Annotated in this window: 12 protein-coding genes and 3 tRNA genes; 1 reads left to right on the top strand and 14 read right to left on the bottom strand. The window is 74.0% G+C overall.

Going from position 1 to position 17137, the window contains the following annotated elements; all coding sequences use genetic code 11:
* Nucleotides 1–159: 159 nt before the first annotated feature.
* Nucleotides 160–1563, top strand: a complete 1404-nt coding sequence (locus KZX60_RS00710) for a UDP-glucose/GDP-mannose dehydrogenase family protein (RefSeq protein WP_348983730.1) — start codon at nt 160–162, stop codon at nt 1561–1563.
* Nucleotides 1564–1604: 41 nt separating this feature from the next.
* Here KZX60_RS00710 and KZX60_RS00715 read toward each other — a convergent pair whose 3' ends face one another.
* The 14 genes from KZX60_RS00715 to metG all read right to left on the bottom strand — a co-directional run bounded on the left by KZX60_RS00715 (nt 1605) and on the right by metG (nt 17050).
* Nucleotides 1605–2762: an AIR synthase related protein gene (locus KZX60_RS00715; RefSeq protein ID WP_248115118.1), complete on the bottom strand. Its 1158-nt coding sequence runs from the start codon at nt 2760–2762 to the stop codon at nt 1605–1607.
* A complete protein-coding gene (locus KZX60_RS00720; RefSeq protein ID WP_248115119.1) occupies nt 2759–4522 on the bottom strand; it encodes a GTPase in 1764 nt (587 codons plus the stop codon). The genes KZX60_RS00715 and KZX60_RS00720 overlap by 4 nt, the downstream gene beginning before the upstream one ends.
* Nucleotides 4519–6429 carry a dynamin family protein gene (locus KZX60_RS00725; RefSeq protein ID WP_248115120.1) on the bottom strand — a complete coding sequence of 637 codons (1911 nt, stop codon included), beginning with the start codon at nt 6427–6429 and terminating at the stop codon, nt 4519–4521. The genes KZX60_RS00720 and KZX60_RS00725 overlap by 4 nt, the downstream gene beginning before the upstream one ends.
* A gap of 111 nt (nt 6430–6540) precedes the next feature.
* Nucleotides 6541–6613 (bottom strand) — tRNA-Glu (locus KZX60_RS00730).
* Nucleotides 6614–6732: 119 nt separating this feature from the next.
* A tRNA-Glu gene (locus KZX60_RS00735) sits at nt 6733–6805 on the bottom strand.
* 43 nt (nt 6806–6848) lie between these two features.
* Nucleotides 6849–6920: transfer RNA gene (locus KZX60_RS00740), tRNA-Gln, on the bottom strand.
* A 114-nt stretch (nt 6921–7034) separates the two neighbouring features.
* Nucleotides 7035–7853 (bottom strand): HAD family hydrolase, encoded by an 819-nt coding sequence (locus KZX60_RS00745; RefSeq protein ID WP_248115121.1) that lies wholly within the window; start codon nt 7851–7853, stop codon nt 7035–7037.
* Nucleotides 7850–9445, bottom strand: a complete 1596-nt coding sequence (gene gltX, locus KZX60_RS00750; protein ID WP_248115122.1) for a glutamate--tRNA ligase — start codon at nt 9443–9445, stop codon at nt 7850–7852. The genes KZX60_RS00745 and gltX overlap by 4 nt, the downstream gene beginning before the upstream one ends.
* 33 nt (nt 9446–9478) lie before the next feature.
* Nucleotides 9479–10273: a fumarylacetoacetate hydrolase family protein gene (locus KZX60_RS00755; RefSeq protein ID WP_248115123.1), complete on the bottom strand. Its 795-nt coding sequence runs from the start codon at nt 10271–10273 to the stop codon at nt 9479–9481.
* Between the two features lie 31 nt (nt 10274–10304).
* Nucleotides 10305–10556: a YbdD/YjiX family protein gene (locus tag KZX60_RS00760; protein WP_248115124.1), complete on the bottom strand. Its 252-nt coding sequence runs from the start codon at nt 10554–10556 to the stop codon at nt 10305–10307.
* Between the two features lies 1 nt (nt 10557).
* Nucleotides 10558–12753, bottom strand: coding sequence for a carbon starvation CstA family protein (locus KZX60_RS00765; RefSeq protein WP_248115315.1), 2196 nt, complete (start codon nt 12751–12753; stop codon nt 10558–10560).
* Between the two features lie 265 nt (nt 12754–13018).
* On the bottom strand, nt 13019–14110 hold the full coding sequence (locus tag KZX60_RS00770; protein ID WP_248115125.1) for a branched-chain amino acid aminotransferase: 1092 nt from the start codon (nt 14108–14110) through the stop codon (nt 13019–13021).
* Nucleotides 14111–14190: 80 nt separating this feature from the next.
* The gene (locus KZX60_RS00775; RefSeq protein WP_248115126.1) at nt 14191–15285 is read right to left on the bottom strand and encodes a 3-isopropylmalate dehydrogenase; all 1095 of its coding nucleotides are present in this window, start codon (nt 15283–15285) and stop codon (nt 14191–14193) included.
* A 139-nt stretch (nt 15286–15424) separates the two neighbouring features.
* Nucleotides 15425–17050 carry a methionine--tRNA ligase gene (gene metG, locus KZX60_RS00780; protein WP_248115127.1) on the bottom strand — a complete coding sequence of 542 codons (1626 nt, stop codon included), beginning with the start codon at nt 17048–17050 and terminating at the stop codon, nt 15425–15427.
* Nucleotides 17051–17137 lie beyond the last annotated feature (87 nt).

Here is a 17137-nt window from a genome sequence, read left to right on the forward strand (position 1 = left end):
CGCGTCCGGCTTAGCCTTGGGGCGTCCGTCGCCCGCCCGCCCCCCGCCCGCCCCACCCGCAAGGAGTCCGAAGTGACGCAGCCGAGCACCTCCCCCGCGAGCCCCGTCGAGACCGGACGGGAGGACGAGGTCGGCCGGCCGGCGAGCCCGCGTCTGTCCGTGATCGGCACCGGCTATCTCGGCGCCACGCACGCGGCGTGCATGGCCGAGCTCGGCTTCGAGGTCCTGGGCGTGGACGTGGACCCGGCCAAGATCGAGCGGCTGGCCCGCGGCGAGGTGCCGTTCCACGAGCCCGGCCTGCCGGAGCTGCTGCGCACGCACGTGGAGTCCGGCCGCCTGCGGTTCACCACGGACGTCGAGGAGGCCGCGCGCTGGGCGGACGTGCACTTCATCGGCGTCGGCACCCCGCAGCAGGCGGGCTCGTCCGCCGCCGACCTCACCTATGTGGACGCCGCGGTGACCTCGCTCGCCCAGGCGATCGACCGGGACGCCCTGATCGTGGGCAAGTCCACCGTGCCCGTGGGCACCGCGCGGCGCCTGACCGGCCTCGTCGCCGAGGTGCGCGCCGCGGCCGGCCTGCCGGGCGACGTCGAGCTCGCCTGGAACCCCGAGTTCCTGCGCGAGGGCTTCGCCGTGCAGGACACGCTCACCCCGGACCGCCTCGTGATCGGCACCTCCGGTCCGCGCGCCGAGCCGATCCTGCGCCGCGTCTACGCGCGGCAGCTGGCCGCGGAGACACCGTGGGTCTCCACGGACCTGGAGACCGCGGAGCTCGTCAAGGTCGCCGCGAACGCGTTCCTGGCCACGAAGATCTCCTTCATCAACGCGTTCTCCGAGATCACGGAGACCGTGGGCGGGGACATCCGCACGCTTGCGGATGCGATCGGCCACGACGCCCGCATCGGCCGCCGATTCCTGAACGCCGGCGTGGGCTTCGGCGGCGGCTGCCTGCCCAAGGACATCCGCGCGCTGCAGGCCCGCGTCTCCGAGCTCGGCCTGGACCGCACCATGCGCTTCCTCGCCGAGGTGGACGACATCAACCTGCGCCGCCGAGAGCGCGTGGTGGACCTGGCGGTGGAGATGCTCTCCGCGGCCCGCGGCCACGAGGCGGCGGCCGGCCCGTACGGCGGCACGACGACGGGCTCGGGCGAGGAGGTCCTGCACGGCGCCCGGATCGCGGTGCTCGGCGTGACCTTCAAGCCGGACTCCGACGACGTGCGCGACTCCCCCGCACTCGACGTCGCCGCGCGCCTCTACTCGGCCGGCACGGACGTGCGGGTGTACGACCCCGAGGGCAGCGCCAACGCGGCCGCCCGCTTCCCGCGCCTGGACTACGTCGGCTCGCTGGACGAGGCCGTGGAGGGCGCCGAGCTGACGCTCCTGCTGACCGAGTGGCAGGAGTTCCGGGAGATGGACCCGGACGCCGTGGGCGGCAAGGTCGCCGACCGGCTGCTGATCGACGGCCGCAACGTGCTGGACACCGCCGTGTGGGAGGCCGCCGGCTGGGCCGTCACGGGGCTGGGCCACCGGTTCGACCCCGCGTCGGTCACCGCGCGGCGCTGAGGCCGCCGGGCCGGCCCCGGCGCGCGACAGCCCGAGGCGCGTCAGCCGCCGAAGTGGTCCCAGCCTCGCTCGGGCAGGAGCCGATGGCCGGCCGGTGCTTCGGCGCCGGCCGGGAGCATCCGCCCGATCCGGGTGAACCCCGCCGGCAGCGCGGTCTCCGGCCAGGCCAGGCCCACCACCCCGTAGTCCTCGCCGCCGGCGAGAACCAGGGCCTCCGGCGCGACGCCGGCCAGCGCGGCCACGCGCGCCAGCGGACGGGCGACCTCGGCCACCCAGGTGTCGGCCACCCACGGGGTCAGGGTCCGTGCCCGGCCGTCCTCGACCCGACCACCCGAGGCCCCCGTGCCGCAGGCCCGCGCCATGCGGTGCGCGTCCCGGCCGATCCCGTCGGAGACGTCCATGAGCGTGAGCACCCCGGCGGCCAGCGCGGCCGGTCCCGCGGCGAGGGGCGGCCGCGGGCGCAGCTGCCCCTGGACGGCGCGCGCGATCTCGCGGGCGCCCGGCCGCTGCTCCGCGGGCAGGGCGTCCCAGCGGCGCTCGAGCTCGGCCCGCTCGGTCAGCAGGAGGCGCAGCCCGGCGGCAGCCCAGCCCGGTCCGCCGCCGACGAGTCCCCCGAGCACCTGGCAGTGGACCAGGTCCGCGCCCTCGGCGAGCAGGCGGTCCCGGTCCTCCGCGCGCCGCGGTCGGCGCTCCAGCACCCCCGCACCCGGATCCCCGAGCACCGTCACGGCGGCCTGGATCCGCTCCCCCGTGCCGAGGTCGCCGCCCGCGGCGCGGCACCCGCCGGCGCCGAGCCGGGCGATGGCGCCCGCGATCCCCCGCGCGAACCCGCGGACCCACGCGACGTCCGTGCCCTCGGGGAGCGTCAGCGCCGTGACGAGCGCGGAGGAGATCGCCCCCATCGCGTTGATGTCGGAGAGGTTCTGCGCGGCGGCCTTCCAGCCGGCGTCGTAGCCCCGCGTGCGCACCCCGGCAGGCCACATCAGCAGGAAGTCCGTGCCCTCGCCCATGGCGTCCGTGGAGACCACCACGGCGCCGCGCGGGGCGGGGACGACGGCGGCGTCGTCCCCGGGCGGAACGGAGTCGGCCGGCCACAGCGCGGGGGCACTGGCAGGGGCAAGGGCCCCCTGGATGATCTCCAGGAGGCCCTCTTCGGACAGCTCGCCGACCGTGAGGCCGGCACCACCGGGACCCGTCACCGGCGCGCCCGTCCCCGGCCGCGGGCGGACGTGCCCGCCGCCGTCCCGATCGCGGACTGGAAGCGGTGGTAGCGCTCGATCTCGGCGGTCACGGGGTCCACCACGAGGCGGCGGCCCACCGCCGTCGTCGACTCCTCGAGGCGACGGCGGGCGCGGCGGCCGCGCGCCGCCGCGGTCCAGCGCGTGAGCGGGACCGCCAGGAGCGCCAGCAGCAGGCCGAGCGCGAGGCCGCCGACCAGCAGCAGCGTCGGGATCGGGAAGCCCTCCACGCTCGGCGCCGGCGGGAGCGCGAACTGCAGGTACACGGCGAGGGCCAGCAGGCCGAGCCAGCCTGCGCCGACCACCGCGGTCAGCAGCGCGAGCCACTGCAGCACGTTCAGGACGGGCCACCACCAGCTGCCCTGGGCGGCACCCAGGTCGGTGGCGGAGATCGCCTGGTCCACGGCGTCCGGGACGGCGTCGAGCTCTGCGCGGCCGGCACGGCGGATGGACGCGGCCCACGGCTCCGGCGCGCCCGCGGACGCCTCCGTGACCACGGTGCGCACAGCGCCCTCGACGACGGCCCGCTGGGTCCCCGTGCGCGTGGGCAGCGAGGTGCGGTGCACCGCGGGGTCGCGTTCGATCTCGTCCCGGTCGCGGCGGGCGGAGGCCCGCTCGGGCATGAGGTGGAGGCGGCGCAGCGGATCGGCCCGGAAGGAGTGCATCCAGCGCAGCACCGGCCAGCTGGTCTGCTTGGCCGAGCGGAGGCGGTAGGAGCCCTCCACCGCGCGCACCACGGCCGGCACGCCGCCGGCCACCGCGAGGTCCTTGCCGAGGCGGTGCTCGAGCCCGTCCGTGACGCCGGCGGGATCGCCCGTGCCGGAGGCCGCGGAGAGGTCATCGGCCCGGGCGGCCACGTCGGCGCCCAGGCGCTCGACGGCGGCGCCCCGGGCCGCGACGATCGACGCGAGCTGGCGGCCGACCTCATCGAGCCCCTCGCCCGTGCGGGCGGAGACCGGCAGGACGCGCACGTCCGCGAGGCCGTGGCCCGTGAGCATGTGGCGCAGCGAGGCGAGCACGGTGTCCCGGTCCGCCACGGTGAGGCGGTCCACCTGGTTCAGCAGCACGAGCGTGACGGCGGCGTGCGAGCCCATCGTGGCGAGGAAGTCGCGGTGGATCACGGCGTCCGCGTACTTCTCCGGGTCCACGACCCACACGAGCACGTCCACGTGGCCCGCCAGCTTGGACGTGATCTCCCGGTTGTTCAGCTCCACCGAGTCGATGTCCGGCAGGTCGAGCAGGATGAGGCCCGTGGCGTCCGCGCCGTCCTTGTGGCCGATGCCGAGGAACCCGCTCCGGCCGCCGTCGAGCACGGGGGCCTCGTCCAGCAGGTGGCGGCGCGTGACGCCGAGCCAGTCGAGCAGGGCCGCGGCGCCGCCGCCCTCCCCCGTGCCGTCCGCGTCCGGGCCGCCGCCGAGGCCCTGGCCGTGGCGCACGCCCCACACCGCCGCGAGCGGCTCGGACGTGGTCGGGCGGGTGGCGGCCACGCGGGCGAGGTCACGCCCGGTCAGCGCGTTGAACAGGGACGACTTGCCGGAGCCGGTGGCCCCGAAGAAGCCGACCACGGTGTGCTCGGCGGACAGGGAGCGGCGCTCCCCCGCGGCGCGCACGGCGGCCTCGGCGGTGTCCACGGGCCCGTCCGGCAGGCGGTTCCGCCCCAGGTCGGCGGCCTCGCCGAGTGCGCTCAGGCGCTCGTCCAGGGTGGCGACGGCGCGGCTCATCGGGCGTCCTCCTCGGACTCGGCGACGAGGCGGCCCTCGACGACGTCGGCGGGAGGGGTCGTCCGCTCGGCCGGTGCGGCCGCGGTGAGGTCGACGCCGGGAAGGGCGGGCTCATCGCCCTCCTCACCGGGGTGGCCGTCGAGGCCGGCCTCCACGCCGCGACGCAGGGTCGGGACGAGGGCGCGCAGCGCCGCGGTGTCCGAGGGGTCGCGGTCCAGGGCGAGCAGCGGCAGGAAGCGGCCCGCGAGCACCTCCTCGAGCAGCGTCCGCACCCGGACCTCGAGGAGGTCGTTGGCGCGCTTGGCCATGCGGCGCACGGCGTCCTCGCCGAAGATCGACTCGAGCAGCTTCTGGCCCACCACGGCGGCGCCGCCGGCGATCCCGACCTCGATGCCGGCCAGCCCCGCGGTGGAGGCGAACGAGAGGACCATGAGGGACACGGCGGCCGCGTTGACGCCGAAGGCGGCCAGGCGAGCCCTGGTGCGGCGGCCGGCGCCCTCCTCCTCGATGAGCGACAGCACGTCCTGCTGCCACGTGCGGACCACGGCGGCGGCGCGCTCGGACACGTCCGCGGGCAGCGCGCCGAGGTCACGGCCGGCCACGAGGGCACGGCCCGCGGGCTCGGCCGCCCAGCGGCGCTCCACCTGCTCCGCGGCCGTGGCGACGGCCTCCACCATGACGGCGTGCAGCCCGGTCTCGAGCGCCGACTCGACCTCCTCGACCGGGGCCGGGCGGCCGCGCACGAGGGCGGTCACGCGGTCGCGGATGCGGCCGATCGCGCTCTCGACTCCGCGGAAGAACTCGCCGGTGCCCACGAAGTCCTGCCAGCGGGCCAGCACCTCCCCGCGCAGGAGCGTCCCGTCCGAGGTGGCGTGCTGGACGGTCTCCACGGCCTGCTCGGTGGCGTCCGTGACGGAGCGGGCCAGGCCGGCTGCGGCCACCTGTTGGTCCTCCTCGGCGCGGGCGAGGTCCTCCACCCGGTCCGCGAGCTGCGCGAGGACGCCGTCCACGGTGCGGCGGGCCACGGCGGAGCGGGTCTGGGCGTCGTGCGCGAGCTCCTCGAGCCACGCGCGGAGGCTGGCCACATGCTCCTGCGGGAGCAGGCCCGTCTCGTCGAAGCGCGTCTCCGGGATCACGTGGATGCGGGCGTCGGGCAGGCCGTGCTCGGTGAGCATGCGCTGGAGGTCGGGGGTGATGGACTCGGCGTCGCCCTCAGGCACGCGGCCCAGCACGACGGCGACCGTGATGTCGCGGGCGGCCGCCTGGTCGAGGAGCTGCCACGGGACGGCGTCGGCGTAGCGGTGCGCCGTCGTCGTGAAGATCCACAGGTCCGCGGCCTCGAGGAGCTGGCGGGCCAGGGCGCGGTTCTGGTCGGCCACGGAGTCGATGTCCGGGGCGTCCACCAGCGCGATGCCGGCGGGCAGGGAGGGCTCCGCGACGAGCGCGACCGTGTCCATCGCGTTCGAGTCCGGCTCCACGGGGCCGCCGGCCTCCGTGCGGTGCACGGTCACGCGGGCCAGGTCCGGCAGCACGCGGGGGCCGGTGAACCACGCGGCGTCGGCCGGGTTGTGCAGGAGCAGGGGCTGGCGTGTGGTGGGGCGCAGGGCCGAGGAGCGGGAGACCTGGTGCCCCACGAGGGCGTTGACCAGGGTCGACTTGCCCGCGCCGGTCGAGCCGCCGACGACGGCCAGCAGGGGGGCGTCGAGGGAGTCGAGGCGGGGAAGGACGTAGTCGTCGATCTGGTGGAGGGTGCGCTCGCGCTCGGCCCGGTCCGCCTGCGCGGACGGCGTCTCGAAGCCGAGGTCCAGGTCGGCGACGTGGTCGCGGACGCGGCGGACGGCGGTGTCGATGCCCGGCGTGGCGGTGCCCTGCGGCGGAGTGGGGGCGTTCTCGTCAGTGGGATGCACGCGTCCCATTCTCACACGAGGGGCCCGTCCGGGCCCGGAACAGGACGGGTGGGCACTGCCCCGGAGACGGCGCAAGCCCGGTCCAGATGGACCGGGCTTGCGTCACTCACGTGACCCCAGCGGGATTTGAACCCGCGTTACCGCCGTGAGAGGGCGGCGTACTAGGCCGCTATACGATGGGGCCGAGCTGCCCCCGGCATCGCTGCCGGAAGCGGGTGGAGAGTTCTGTGCGCCTGCCTCACCGAGCAGGTGGACGGCTCGCATGACCGTCCGTGCACCGCGTCCGTGGACGTGATGCGTGCGTGACCCCAGCGGGATTTGAACCCGCGTTACCGCCGTGAGAGGGCGGCGTACTAGGCCGCTATACGATGGGGCCGTGCGCGCCGACTGCTGTCAGCGCTCACTGAGTCGAAGACTCGCTGGGGTACCAGGACTCGAACCTAGAATGACGGTACCAGAAACCGTTGTGTTGCCAATTACACCATACCCCACTGCATGTCAAGCATCGCTTGCCATCAGTGCTATTCACAAGCTGGATGTCCCCGGACCTCCCCGGCAACGAGTAGGAACTCTACCCCATGCCCGGCGCCCACGCAACATCGGCGTCAGAGCCAGGTGAGCAGGCCGCCGATGGCGTCCATCCGCCAGCACTCCCGCTCCGCGTCCCAGCGCGGCGCGACGGGGGCGGCATCGGCCGCCGGGTCCTGATCGGGCTCGGGCGCCGTGGCGTCGCGCGGGACCTCCGCGTCGTCGGGCGCGAGCCAGACGGGGACCAGCCCGGCGCCGCGAGCCCCGGCGACGTCGCTGGACAGGCTGTCCCCCACCATGAGCGTGCGGGCCGGCTCGGTCCCCATCCGCGCGCACCCGGCGAGGAACGGCGCGGGGTCCGGCTTGGGGGCACCGGCCGTGTCCGAGCCGATGAGCACGCGCACCCAGTCCAGGCCGAGCGCGTCCGCCTTGCCCCGCTGGTACTCCTCCACGTTGTTCGTGACGATCCCCACCGCGCGGCCGGACGCGCGCACCGCGGCCAGCACGTCCGCCGTCGCAGGGAAGAGCGCCCAGTGCGCGCGGATCTCGTCCTCGTAGTCCGTGAGCCACAGCGCCTCGAGCGGCTCGGCCGCCTCCGCGGGCGCGCCCAGGCGCTCGAGCGCCGAACGAGCCCGGGCCAGCCGCTGCCCCGCGAAGGTCAGCTCGCCGGCGAGGTAGCGGTCGTAGTGGCCGTCGGCGTCCGTGGCGAACGCCTCGACGGCTGCCGCGAGCACCCCCGGGGCCACGCCGCCCACCCCGGCCCACTGGTGGCGCATGGTGGCGTGGAACGCGGCGTGCTGGGCCGTGCGCAGGTCCAGCAACGTGTCGTCGAGGTCGAAGAGGACCCCGTCCCACGCGGGGGCCGACGGGCCGCCAGCCCCCGAGGCGCGGCTCACGCGTCCGTGGGCAGCGCGGCGTCGAGGCCCTGCTCCGCGGCGAAGCGGTCCAGGCGGGCCAGCGCGGAGTCGCGGCCAAGGATCTCGAGGGACTCGAACAGCGGCGGGGACACCTTGCGGCCGGTCGCGGCCACGCGCACGGGCCCGAAGGCCTGGCGCGGCTTGAGCTCGAGTCGCTCCACGAGGGCCTCGCGCAGCGCGGCCTCGATCCGCTCGGTGGTGAACTCATCCGCCGGCAGGGCTGCCAGCGCCTCGCGGGCCGCGGCGACGGCGGCGCGCAGGTCCGCGGGCATGCCCTTGAGGGCCCCGGCCTCCGTGGCGATGTCCCCGTCCTCCGTGAAGAGGAAGCGCAGCATCTCGACGGCCTCGCCGAGCAGCTGGACGCGCTCCTGCACGAGCGGCGCGGCGGCGGCGAGGATGCGCTGCTCGCGCTCCGTGGGCTGGGCGTCCACGAGGCCGGCGGCGTGCAGGTACGGCACCAGGCGTGCCTGGAAGTCGGCCGGCTCCAGCATGCGCACGTGGGTGCCGTTGATGGCGATCGCCTTCTTCTCGTCGAAGCGGGCGGGGTTGGCCAGGACCTTGTGCACGTCGAAGTTCTCGATGAACTGCTCGGGCGTGAAGATGTCCTCGTCCGCGGAGAGCGACCAGCCCAGCAGGGCCAGGTAGTTCAGCAGGCCCTCCGGGATGAAGCCGTTGTCCCGGTGCAGGAACAGGTTGGACTGAGGGTCGCGCTTGGAGAGCTTCTTGTTGCCCTCGCCCATCACGTACGGCAGGTGGCCGAACACCGGCATGTACTGGGCGACGCCGATCGCGTACAGGGCGCGGTAGAGCGCGATCTGCCGGGGGGTGGAGGAGAGCAGGTCCTCGCCGCGCAGCACGTGGGTGACGCCCATGAGCGCGTCGTCCACCGGGTTCACGAGCGTGTAGAGCGCCGAGCCGTCCGCGCGGACCACCACGAAGTCCGGCACGGAGCCGGCCTTGAAGGTGATCTCCCCGCGCACCAGGTCGGTGAAGGTGATGTCCGTGTCCGGCATGCGCAGGCGCCACACCGGCGTGCGGCCCTCGGTCTCGAAGGCGGCGACCTGGTCCTCGGTCAGGTCGCGGTCGACGCCGTCGTAGCCGAGCTTGGGGTCGCGCCCGGCGGCCCGGTGGCGCGCCTCGATCTCGTCCGGGGTGGAGTAGGAGGGGTAGATGTGGCCGCCGGCCTTGAGCTTCTCGATGACCTCGGCGTAGATCTCACCGCGCTGGGACTGGCGGTAGGGCTCGTGCGGGCCGCCCACCTCGACGCCCTCGTCCCAGTCGATGCCGAGCCAGCGCAGGGCCTCGAGCAGCTGCTGGTAGGACTCCTCGGAGTCGCGCTTCGCGTCCGTGTCCTCGATGCGGAAGACGAGCGTGCCGCCGGTGTGGCGGGCCCAGCCCCAGTTGAAGAGCGCCGTGCGGACCATCCCGACGTGCGGAGTTCCCGTGGGCGAGGGGCAGAAGCGCACGCGCACGGGAGTGTCGGCGTCCACCTGGGGGACGTCGGCGAAGATCGCGGGCGCGTTCTCGGGGGCGGTGGTGTTCTCGGACACGGGGGCGGTGGGCTCAGTCATGATGTCCCGAGTCTACGCGGGGCTCCCCCAGGCTCAGCGGCGGACGGGGGTGGCGAGCACGCCGATGCCCTCCACCTCGGCCTCGACGCGCTGGCCCTCGGCCACCGTGCCGACGCCGGCCGGGGTGCCGGTGAGGATCACGTCGCCCGGCAGGAGGGTGAAGATCTCCGAGGCGGCGGCCACCAGCTCGCGCACGCCGAAGACCATGTCCGTCGTCGTGCCGTCCTGGCGGGTCTCGCCGTCGAGCCGGGAGGTGATCCGCAGGCCGCCGGCGGCCTCCACGTCCAGCTCCGTCTCGATCCACGGGCCGAGCGGGCAGGCGCCGTCGAAGCCCTTGGCGCGGGCCCACTGCAGGTCGGTCCGCTGGGCGTCGCGGGCGGTGAGGTCGTTGCCCACGGTGTACCCGAACACGACGTCGTCCACGCGGTTCAGCGGGACGTCCTTGCAGATGGTGCCGATGACGACGGCGAGCTCGGCCTCGTAGGACACCTCGTCCGACCAGGCGGGCAGGGTGACGGGCTCGTTCGGCCCGACCACCGAGGTGTTGGGCTTGAGGAAGAACTGCGGCGCGGTGGGCACGGCGTTGCCGAGCTCCTTCGCGTGGTCCGCCCAGTTGCGGCCGACGCCCACGACCTTGGAGCGCGGGATGATCGGCGCCACGAGCCGCACGTCCTCCAGCCTGTGGGTGGTGGAGGTGGGGCGGATCCCGTGGAAGAACGGGTCGCCCTGCAGGGCGGTGATGCTCAGCTCGGAGAGGTCGGCGTCCGCCGGGCCCTCCACGATGCCGTAGGTCGGTTCGGCCTGGTCCACGAAACGAGCGATGCGCATGGGGGCCAGCCTAGTGGGCGGGCGCTGCCCCTCAGCAGCAGCGGCTGCCCGGGTTCGCGTCCTGCTTCGCGTACTCGTCGCGCCAGAACTCGCGCTCGGTCATCGGGTCCACGTCCGGGTGGCGCGCCCGGTGGTGGGCCAGGTAGGCGTCGTACTTCCCCTCCCCCGTGAGCTGGCGCAGCCACCAGCGGGCCGAGGCCCACGCGCCGCGCCGGCCGCCGACGCCGGACGCAGCCTCCGCGGGGGAGGCGACGTCCGGCGTCGTGGCGTGCGGACCGGGCACGTCAGTGCCCCCGCACCGGCTGCTTCTCCGCCGGCAGGGCGTCCCACTGACGCTGGATCTCCTTCTCCTCGGCGGTGGCCGCGAGGCCGGCCGGGGCGAAGCGCGTCGAGGGCACGTACGGGTCCTCGTGGTTGGGCGCGTCCACACCGCGCAGCGCGCGCAGGGTGGCGAGCACGGACGTGGTGATCACGATCAGGGCGAGCACCAGGAACACCACCGAGAGCGTGCCCTGGATGGCCGTGTTGCGGACCACCGCGTCCATGGCCTCGGGCGTCTTGGCGGCGCCGAAGCTCGTCTTGCCGGCCGCGATCGCGTCCTGGAACGCACGGTGCTGCGCCCAGTAGCCGACCGCCGGCACCGGCGAGAAGATCTTCTGGAAGCTCGCCACGGTGGTCACCACCGTGATGAACGCGAGCGGCAGGGCCACGATCCACAGGCCCTTCCCGCGGGTGCGGCGCGCCACGATGGTGAGCACGACGGCGAGCGCGATCGCCGCCAGCAGCTGGTTGGCGATGCCGAACAGCGGGAACAGGGTGTTGATGCCGCCGAGCGGGTCGGTGACGCCCATGATCAGGACGGCGCCCCACGCGGCCACCATGATCGCGGTGCACACCCACGCGCCCAGGCGCCAGGACGGATCCCGGAAGCGCGGGACGACGTTGCCCAGCGAGTCCTGGAGCATGAAGCGCGCCACGCGCGTGCCGGCGTCGACGGCGGTGAGGATGAACAGCGCCTCGAACATGATGGCGAAGTGGTACCAGAAGCCCATGAGGGCCTCGCCGCCGACCAGCTGGCCCATGATGAGGGAGAGCCCGACGGCGAGCGTCGGGGCGCCGCCGGTGCGGGAGACCACCGTCTCCTCGCCCACGAGGTTCGCGAGCGTGGTCAGGTGCTCCGGGGTGACGTCCACGCCGGCCAGGCCGAGGGACATGACCCAGGCCGCCGCGGACTCCGGGGTGCCGCCCGTGAGCGCGGCGGGGGCGTTCATGGCGAAGTACACGCCGCGGTCGATGGACACGGCCGCCACGAGCGCCATGATGGCCACGAAGGCCTCCATGAGCATGCCGCCGTAGCCGATGAAGCGGGTCTGACGCTCCTTCTCCACCATCTTCGGCGTGGTGCCGGAGGCGATGAGGGCGTGGAAGCCGGAGAGCGCGCCGCACGCGATGGTCACGAACAGGAACGGGAACAGCGAACCCGGCCAGACGGGGCCGGCGTTGCCCGAGGCGAACTCGGAGAACGCCGGCGCGGTGATGCGCGGCTGGACGATGACGATGGCGACAGCCAGGCCCGCGATGACGCCGATCTTCATGAAGGTGGAGAGGTAGTCGCGCGGGGCGAGCAGCAGCCACACGGGCAGCACGGCGGCGATGAACCCGTAGGCGATGATCGCCCAGGAGATCGTGACGCGGTCCAGGGTGAAGAGGGCCGCGCCCCACTCCGTGCCGGCCACCCAGCCGCCGCCGACGATGGCGGCCATGAGCAGGACGAAGCCGATGACCGAGACCTCGGTGATGCGGCCCGGGCGCAGGTAGCGCAGGTACAGGCCCATGAAGAGGGCGATCGGGATGGTCATGCCGACGGAGAAGACGCCCCACGGGGACTCTCCCAGGGAGTTGACGACGACGAGGGCCAGGATCGCGGTGATGATCACCATGATGAGCAGCGTGGCGATGATGGCAGCGGTGCCGCCGAACCGGCCGAGCTCCTCCCGGGCCATCTGGCCGAGGGAGCGGCCGCCGCGGCGCATGGAGAAGAACAGCACGAGGTAGTCCTGGACCGCGCCGGCGAGGATCACGCCCACGATGATCCAGATGGTGCCCGGCAGATAGCCCATCTGCGCGGCGAGCACCGGGCCGACGAGCGGGCCGGCGCCGGCGATGGCGGCGAAGTGGTGGCCGTAGAGCACGCGGCGGTCGGTGGCCACGTAGTCGCGGCCGTCGGCGCGGTACTCGGCCGGGGTGGCGCGGGTGTCGTCCGGGCGGACGATGAGGCGCTCCACGTACCGCGAGTAGAAGCGGTAGCCGATCAGGAACGTGGCCACGGACGCGAACACGAACCAGATGGCGTTGATGGACTCGCCGCGGTGCAGGGCGAGCATGGTCCAGGCGACGCCGCCGAGCAGGGCGAGCAGGGCCCAGACGGCGATGCTCACGGGGGTCCAGCGGGGGCGGTGCTCCGCCTCGACGGGCGGCAGCTGTGCTTGGCCTTCCTCGGGGTGGGGGGATGTCCCCTCGGCGGGGGCGGGGATGGAGGAGCGGTGCGAGCTCACGGAGACTCCTGATCGCGGGTGACGGATTCGACCCCGGGAGTGTCTCACGTCTCACCGCGGTGCCCGCGCGCCGGTCGCTCGGCGACGGCGGCGCCGGCGGTCGGGCCGCCGTCGGATCTGACGACGTGGACAGGGTCTGCGTCCTGGACGCAGACCCTGTCCATGCATGCAGACCCTGGTTCGGGCCTGCTCAGACCAGGCGGTGCAGCCAGCCGTGGCGGTCCTCGACCGTGCCGGTCTGGATGCCCTCGAGCTCGGCGCGGATCCTGAAGGTGACGCCGGCACCGCCGGCGGACTCGATGACGTCGTCCCCGTCGAGCAGGCGCCCGATGGGCGTGACCACCGCGGCCGTGCCGCACGCGAACACCTCCGTGATCTCCCCGGAGCGCACGCCCTCGGCCCACTCGGCCAGGGTGATGCGGCGCTCCTCCACGGTCAGGCCCATGTCACGACCCAGCTGGAGGATCGAGGAGCGGGTGACGCCCTCGAGGATGCTGCCGCTCAGCGCGGGGGTGACGAGGCGGCCGTCGGAGAACACGAAGAACACGTTCATGCCGCCGAGCTCCTCGATGGCGTCGTCGTTCGCGGAGTCGAGGAAGACCACCTGATCCGCGCCCTTCGACGCGGCCTGCAGCTGCGGGAGGAGGGACGCCGCGTAGTTGCCGCCGGTCTTCGCCGCGCCCATGCCGCCCTTGCCCGCGCGGGCGTACTCGCGGGAGACCCAGATGGTGACGGGCTTGACCTCGCCGCCGAAGTAGTTGCCGGCCGGCGAGGCGATCACCATGTAGCGCACCTCGCGCGCCGGCCGCACGCCGAGGAACGCCTCCGTGGCGATCATGAAGGGGCGCAGGTAGAGGGACTGGCCCTCGCCGTCCGGCACCCACCCCTGGTCCGCCTCCACGATGGCCTTCAGGGAGCCGAGGAAGATCTCCTCGGGCAGCTCGGGGAGGGCCAGGCGCACGGCGGAGCGGTTGAGGCGCGCGGCGTTGGCCTCGGGGCGGAACGTCCACACCGAGCCGTCCCCGTGGCGGTAGGCCTTCAGGCCCTCGAAGATCTCCTGGGCGTAGTGCAGCACGGACGCCGACGGGTCGAGGGAGAGGGGGCCGTAGGGCTCCACGCGGGCGTCGTGCCACGCGCCGCCGTCCTCGCTCCACGTCCAGTCCACGGAGACCATGTGGTCCGTGAAGACCTTGCCGAAGCCGGGGTCCTGCAGGATCTCCACGCGCTCCTCCTCCGAGAGCGGGGAGAGGTGCGGCTGCCGGGTGAACACGGTCTCGGACACGAGGGATCCTCCATCGGGGTGGGGCGGGTGGGCGCGGGTCCATCGTAGACCCGTGGGGGCGGCGGTCTGTGGCGCGCGTCTCAGACGCGGCGGGCGACGTCGGCGCCCACCTCGGCGGTCGAGCCCCGATCGCCGTCCGCGCGGTCCTCGAGGTGCGCCCACACCGCAGTGCGCACGCGTCCCGCCGCGCCGGCCTCCCCGACGTGCTCGAGCAGCAGGGCGGCGGAGAGGATCGCGGCGACCGGGTCCGCGACGCCCTGGCCGGCGATGTCCGGCGCGGAGCCGTGGACCGGCTCGAACATGGACGGTGCCGTGCCCTCCACGTTGATGTTGCCCGAGGCGGCGAGGCCGATCCCGCCCGTGATCGCGGCGGCGAGGTCCGTCAGGATGTCGCCGAAGAGGTTGTCCGTGACGATCACGTCGAAGCGGGAGGGGTCCGTCACCAGGAAGATCGTCGCGGCGTCCACGTGCATGTAGTCCCACGTGACCTCGGGGAAGTCGGCGGCCACCGCCTCCACGGTGCGGCGCCACAGGTGCCCGGCGTGCACCAGCACGTTGTGCTTGTGCACGAGGGTCAGGCGCTTGCGCTCCCCCGCGTCCGCGCGCTCGAAGGCGTCCCGCACCACGCGGCGCACGCCGTGGGCGGTGTTGACGGACACCTCGGTGGCGATCTCGTGCTCGGTGCCCTCGCGGATCACGCCGCCGTTGCCCACGTAGGGGCCCTCGGTGCCCTCGCGGACCACCGTGAAGTCGATGTCCCGGGGCTGCGTCAGCGGGCTCTTCGCACCCGGGTACAGGGTGGCGGGACGCAGGTTCACGCCGTGGTCCAGCGCGAAGCGCAGGCGCAGCAGCATCTGGCGCTCGATCAGCCCGGACGGGACGCGCGTGTCCCCGGGGGCGGCGCCCACTGCGCCGAAGAGGATCGCGTCGTGGCCGCGCAGGGCCTCGAGGGTCTCGTCGGTCAGGGTCTCGCCGGTCGCCAGCCAGTGCTCGGCGCCGAGCGCGTAGTCGGTCAGCCGGGCCTCGGGGCGGCCCTCAGCGGCGAGCGCCGCCTGCAGGACGGCCACGGCCTGCTCCGTCACCTCGGGGCCGATCCCGTCACCGCCGATCACGGCCAGGTCCAGGGCCGTCACGTCGGTGCTGCGCAGGGCGTCGGTGCGGGGCGTCTCGGTCATGCGCTCCAGGCTAGGACCGGGCCCCGCCCGGACCACATTGCGTGACGCGGCGTCTCACCTCGTGGACAGCAGGACGGCGACGGCGGCGCGCCGGCCGCGGGACCGGGGCGCCGCCGTCCGGGGCGGGGTGAGGCGCCGCTCAGCCCTCGGCCGCCTCCTCGTGGCGCGGGAAGACGCCCTCGGGCTTCGGCAGGGGCGTTCCGGGGACGAGGTCGTCGCCGAACGCGGCGAATGAGCGGGCGCCGGTGCCCGAGGCGCCGGTGCGGCCGGCGTCGCCCTCGGCGGCCACGCCGAGCAGGTCCAGCAGGCGCGTGGCCGAGCCGGGCATGACGGGCTGCACGAGCAGCGCGACGCGGCGCACGGCCTGCAGCGTCACGTAGAGCACGGTGCGCATGCGCGGCTCGTCGCTCTTCTTCAGCACCCATGGGGCCTGGTCCGCGAAGTACGCGTTGACCTCGCCGAGCACGCGCCACGTCTCCTCGAGCGCCGCGTGGAAGTCCTGCTCCGCATAGGCGGCGCGCGTCTTCTCCAGGAGCGCGTCCACCTGGGCGAGGATCGCGGTGTCCGCCTCGCTGAGCCCGCCCGGCCGGGGCACGGCGGCGTCGCAGTTCTTGGCCACCATGGAGAGCGAGCGCTGGGCCAGGTTGCCGAGGTTGTTGGCGAGGTCCGCGTTCTTGCGGCCCACCACGGCGTCGTGGCTGTACGAGCCGTCCGCGCCGAAGGGGAACTCGCGCAGCAGGAAGAAGCGCACGGCGTCGAGGCCGTACCGGGCGACCCAGTCGGCGGGCGCCACCACGTTGCCCAGCGACTTGGACATCTTCTCGCCGTTGTTGTTCAGGAACCCGTGGATCATGACGCGCTTCGGCAGCTCGATCCCGGCGGACATGAGGAACGCGGGCCAGAACACGCAGTGGAAGCGGGAGATGTCCTTGCCGATGATGTGCACGTCGGCCGGCCAGTACCGCTCCACCGCGGCCGGGTCCGTCTCCGGCCAGCCGGCGCCCGTGAGGTAGTTCGCGAGCGCGTCCACCCACACGTACATGACGTGGTTCTTCCGGGACTGGGCATCCTCGGCGGACGGGTCGGCCGGTGCGGGCAGCGGGATGCCCCAGTCGAAGGACGTGCGGGAGATCGAGAGATCGGTCAGGCCGCCCTCCACGAACCGGATGACCTCGTTGAACCGGGAGGACGGCGCGGCGAAGCCGGGGTTCTCCCGGTACATCTGCAGGAGCGGCTCCTGGTACGTGGAGAGGCGGAAGAAGTAGGACTCCTCCTCCGTCCACGTCACCTCGGTGCCGGTCTCGGTCGCGCAGCGGGTGCCGTCCTCGCGGACCTCGGTCTCCTCCTCGGTGAAGAAGCGCTCGTCCCGCACGGAGTACCAGCCGGCGTAGCGGTCCAGGTAGATGTCCCCGTTGGCCTCCATGCGGCGCCAGATCTCCTGGGCGGCGGCGTGGTGGTCGGCGTCCGTGGTGCGGATGAACCGGTCGTAGGAGACGTCCAGGACCTCGTCGTCCATGCGCCGGAACGCGCCGGAGTTGCGCGTGGCCAGCTCCAGGGGCGTGACGCCCTCACGCTCGGCGGTCTGCGCCATCTTCTGGCCGTGCTCGTCCGTGCCCGTGAGGAAGCGCACGTCGCGGCCGTCGAGCCGGGCGAAGCGCGCCATCGCGTCGGCGCCCACCATCTCGTAGGCGTGGCCGATGTGGGGCTCGCCGTTCGGGTAGTGGATCGCGGTGGTCAGGTAGTAGGGCACACGCTCGTCAGTCACGGTCAGCGAGTCTACCGGCGGGGCCTCCGGCCGTCCCGCTCCCCTCCACGACGTCGGCGCGCCACCTCGGGGAGGCGACGCGCCGAC

Source organism: Micrococcus sp. EYE_212, from assembly GCF_023147585.1.
Lineage (GTDB): Bacteria > Actinomycetota > Actinomycetes > Actinomycetales > Micrococcaceae > Micrococcus.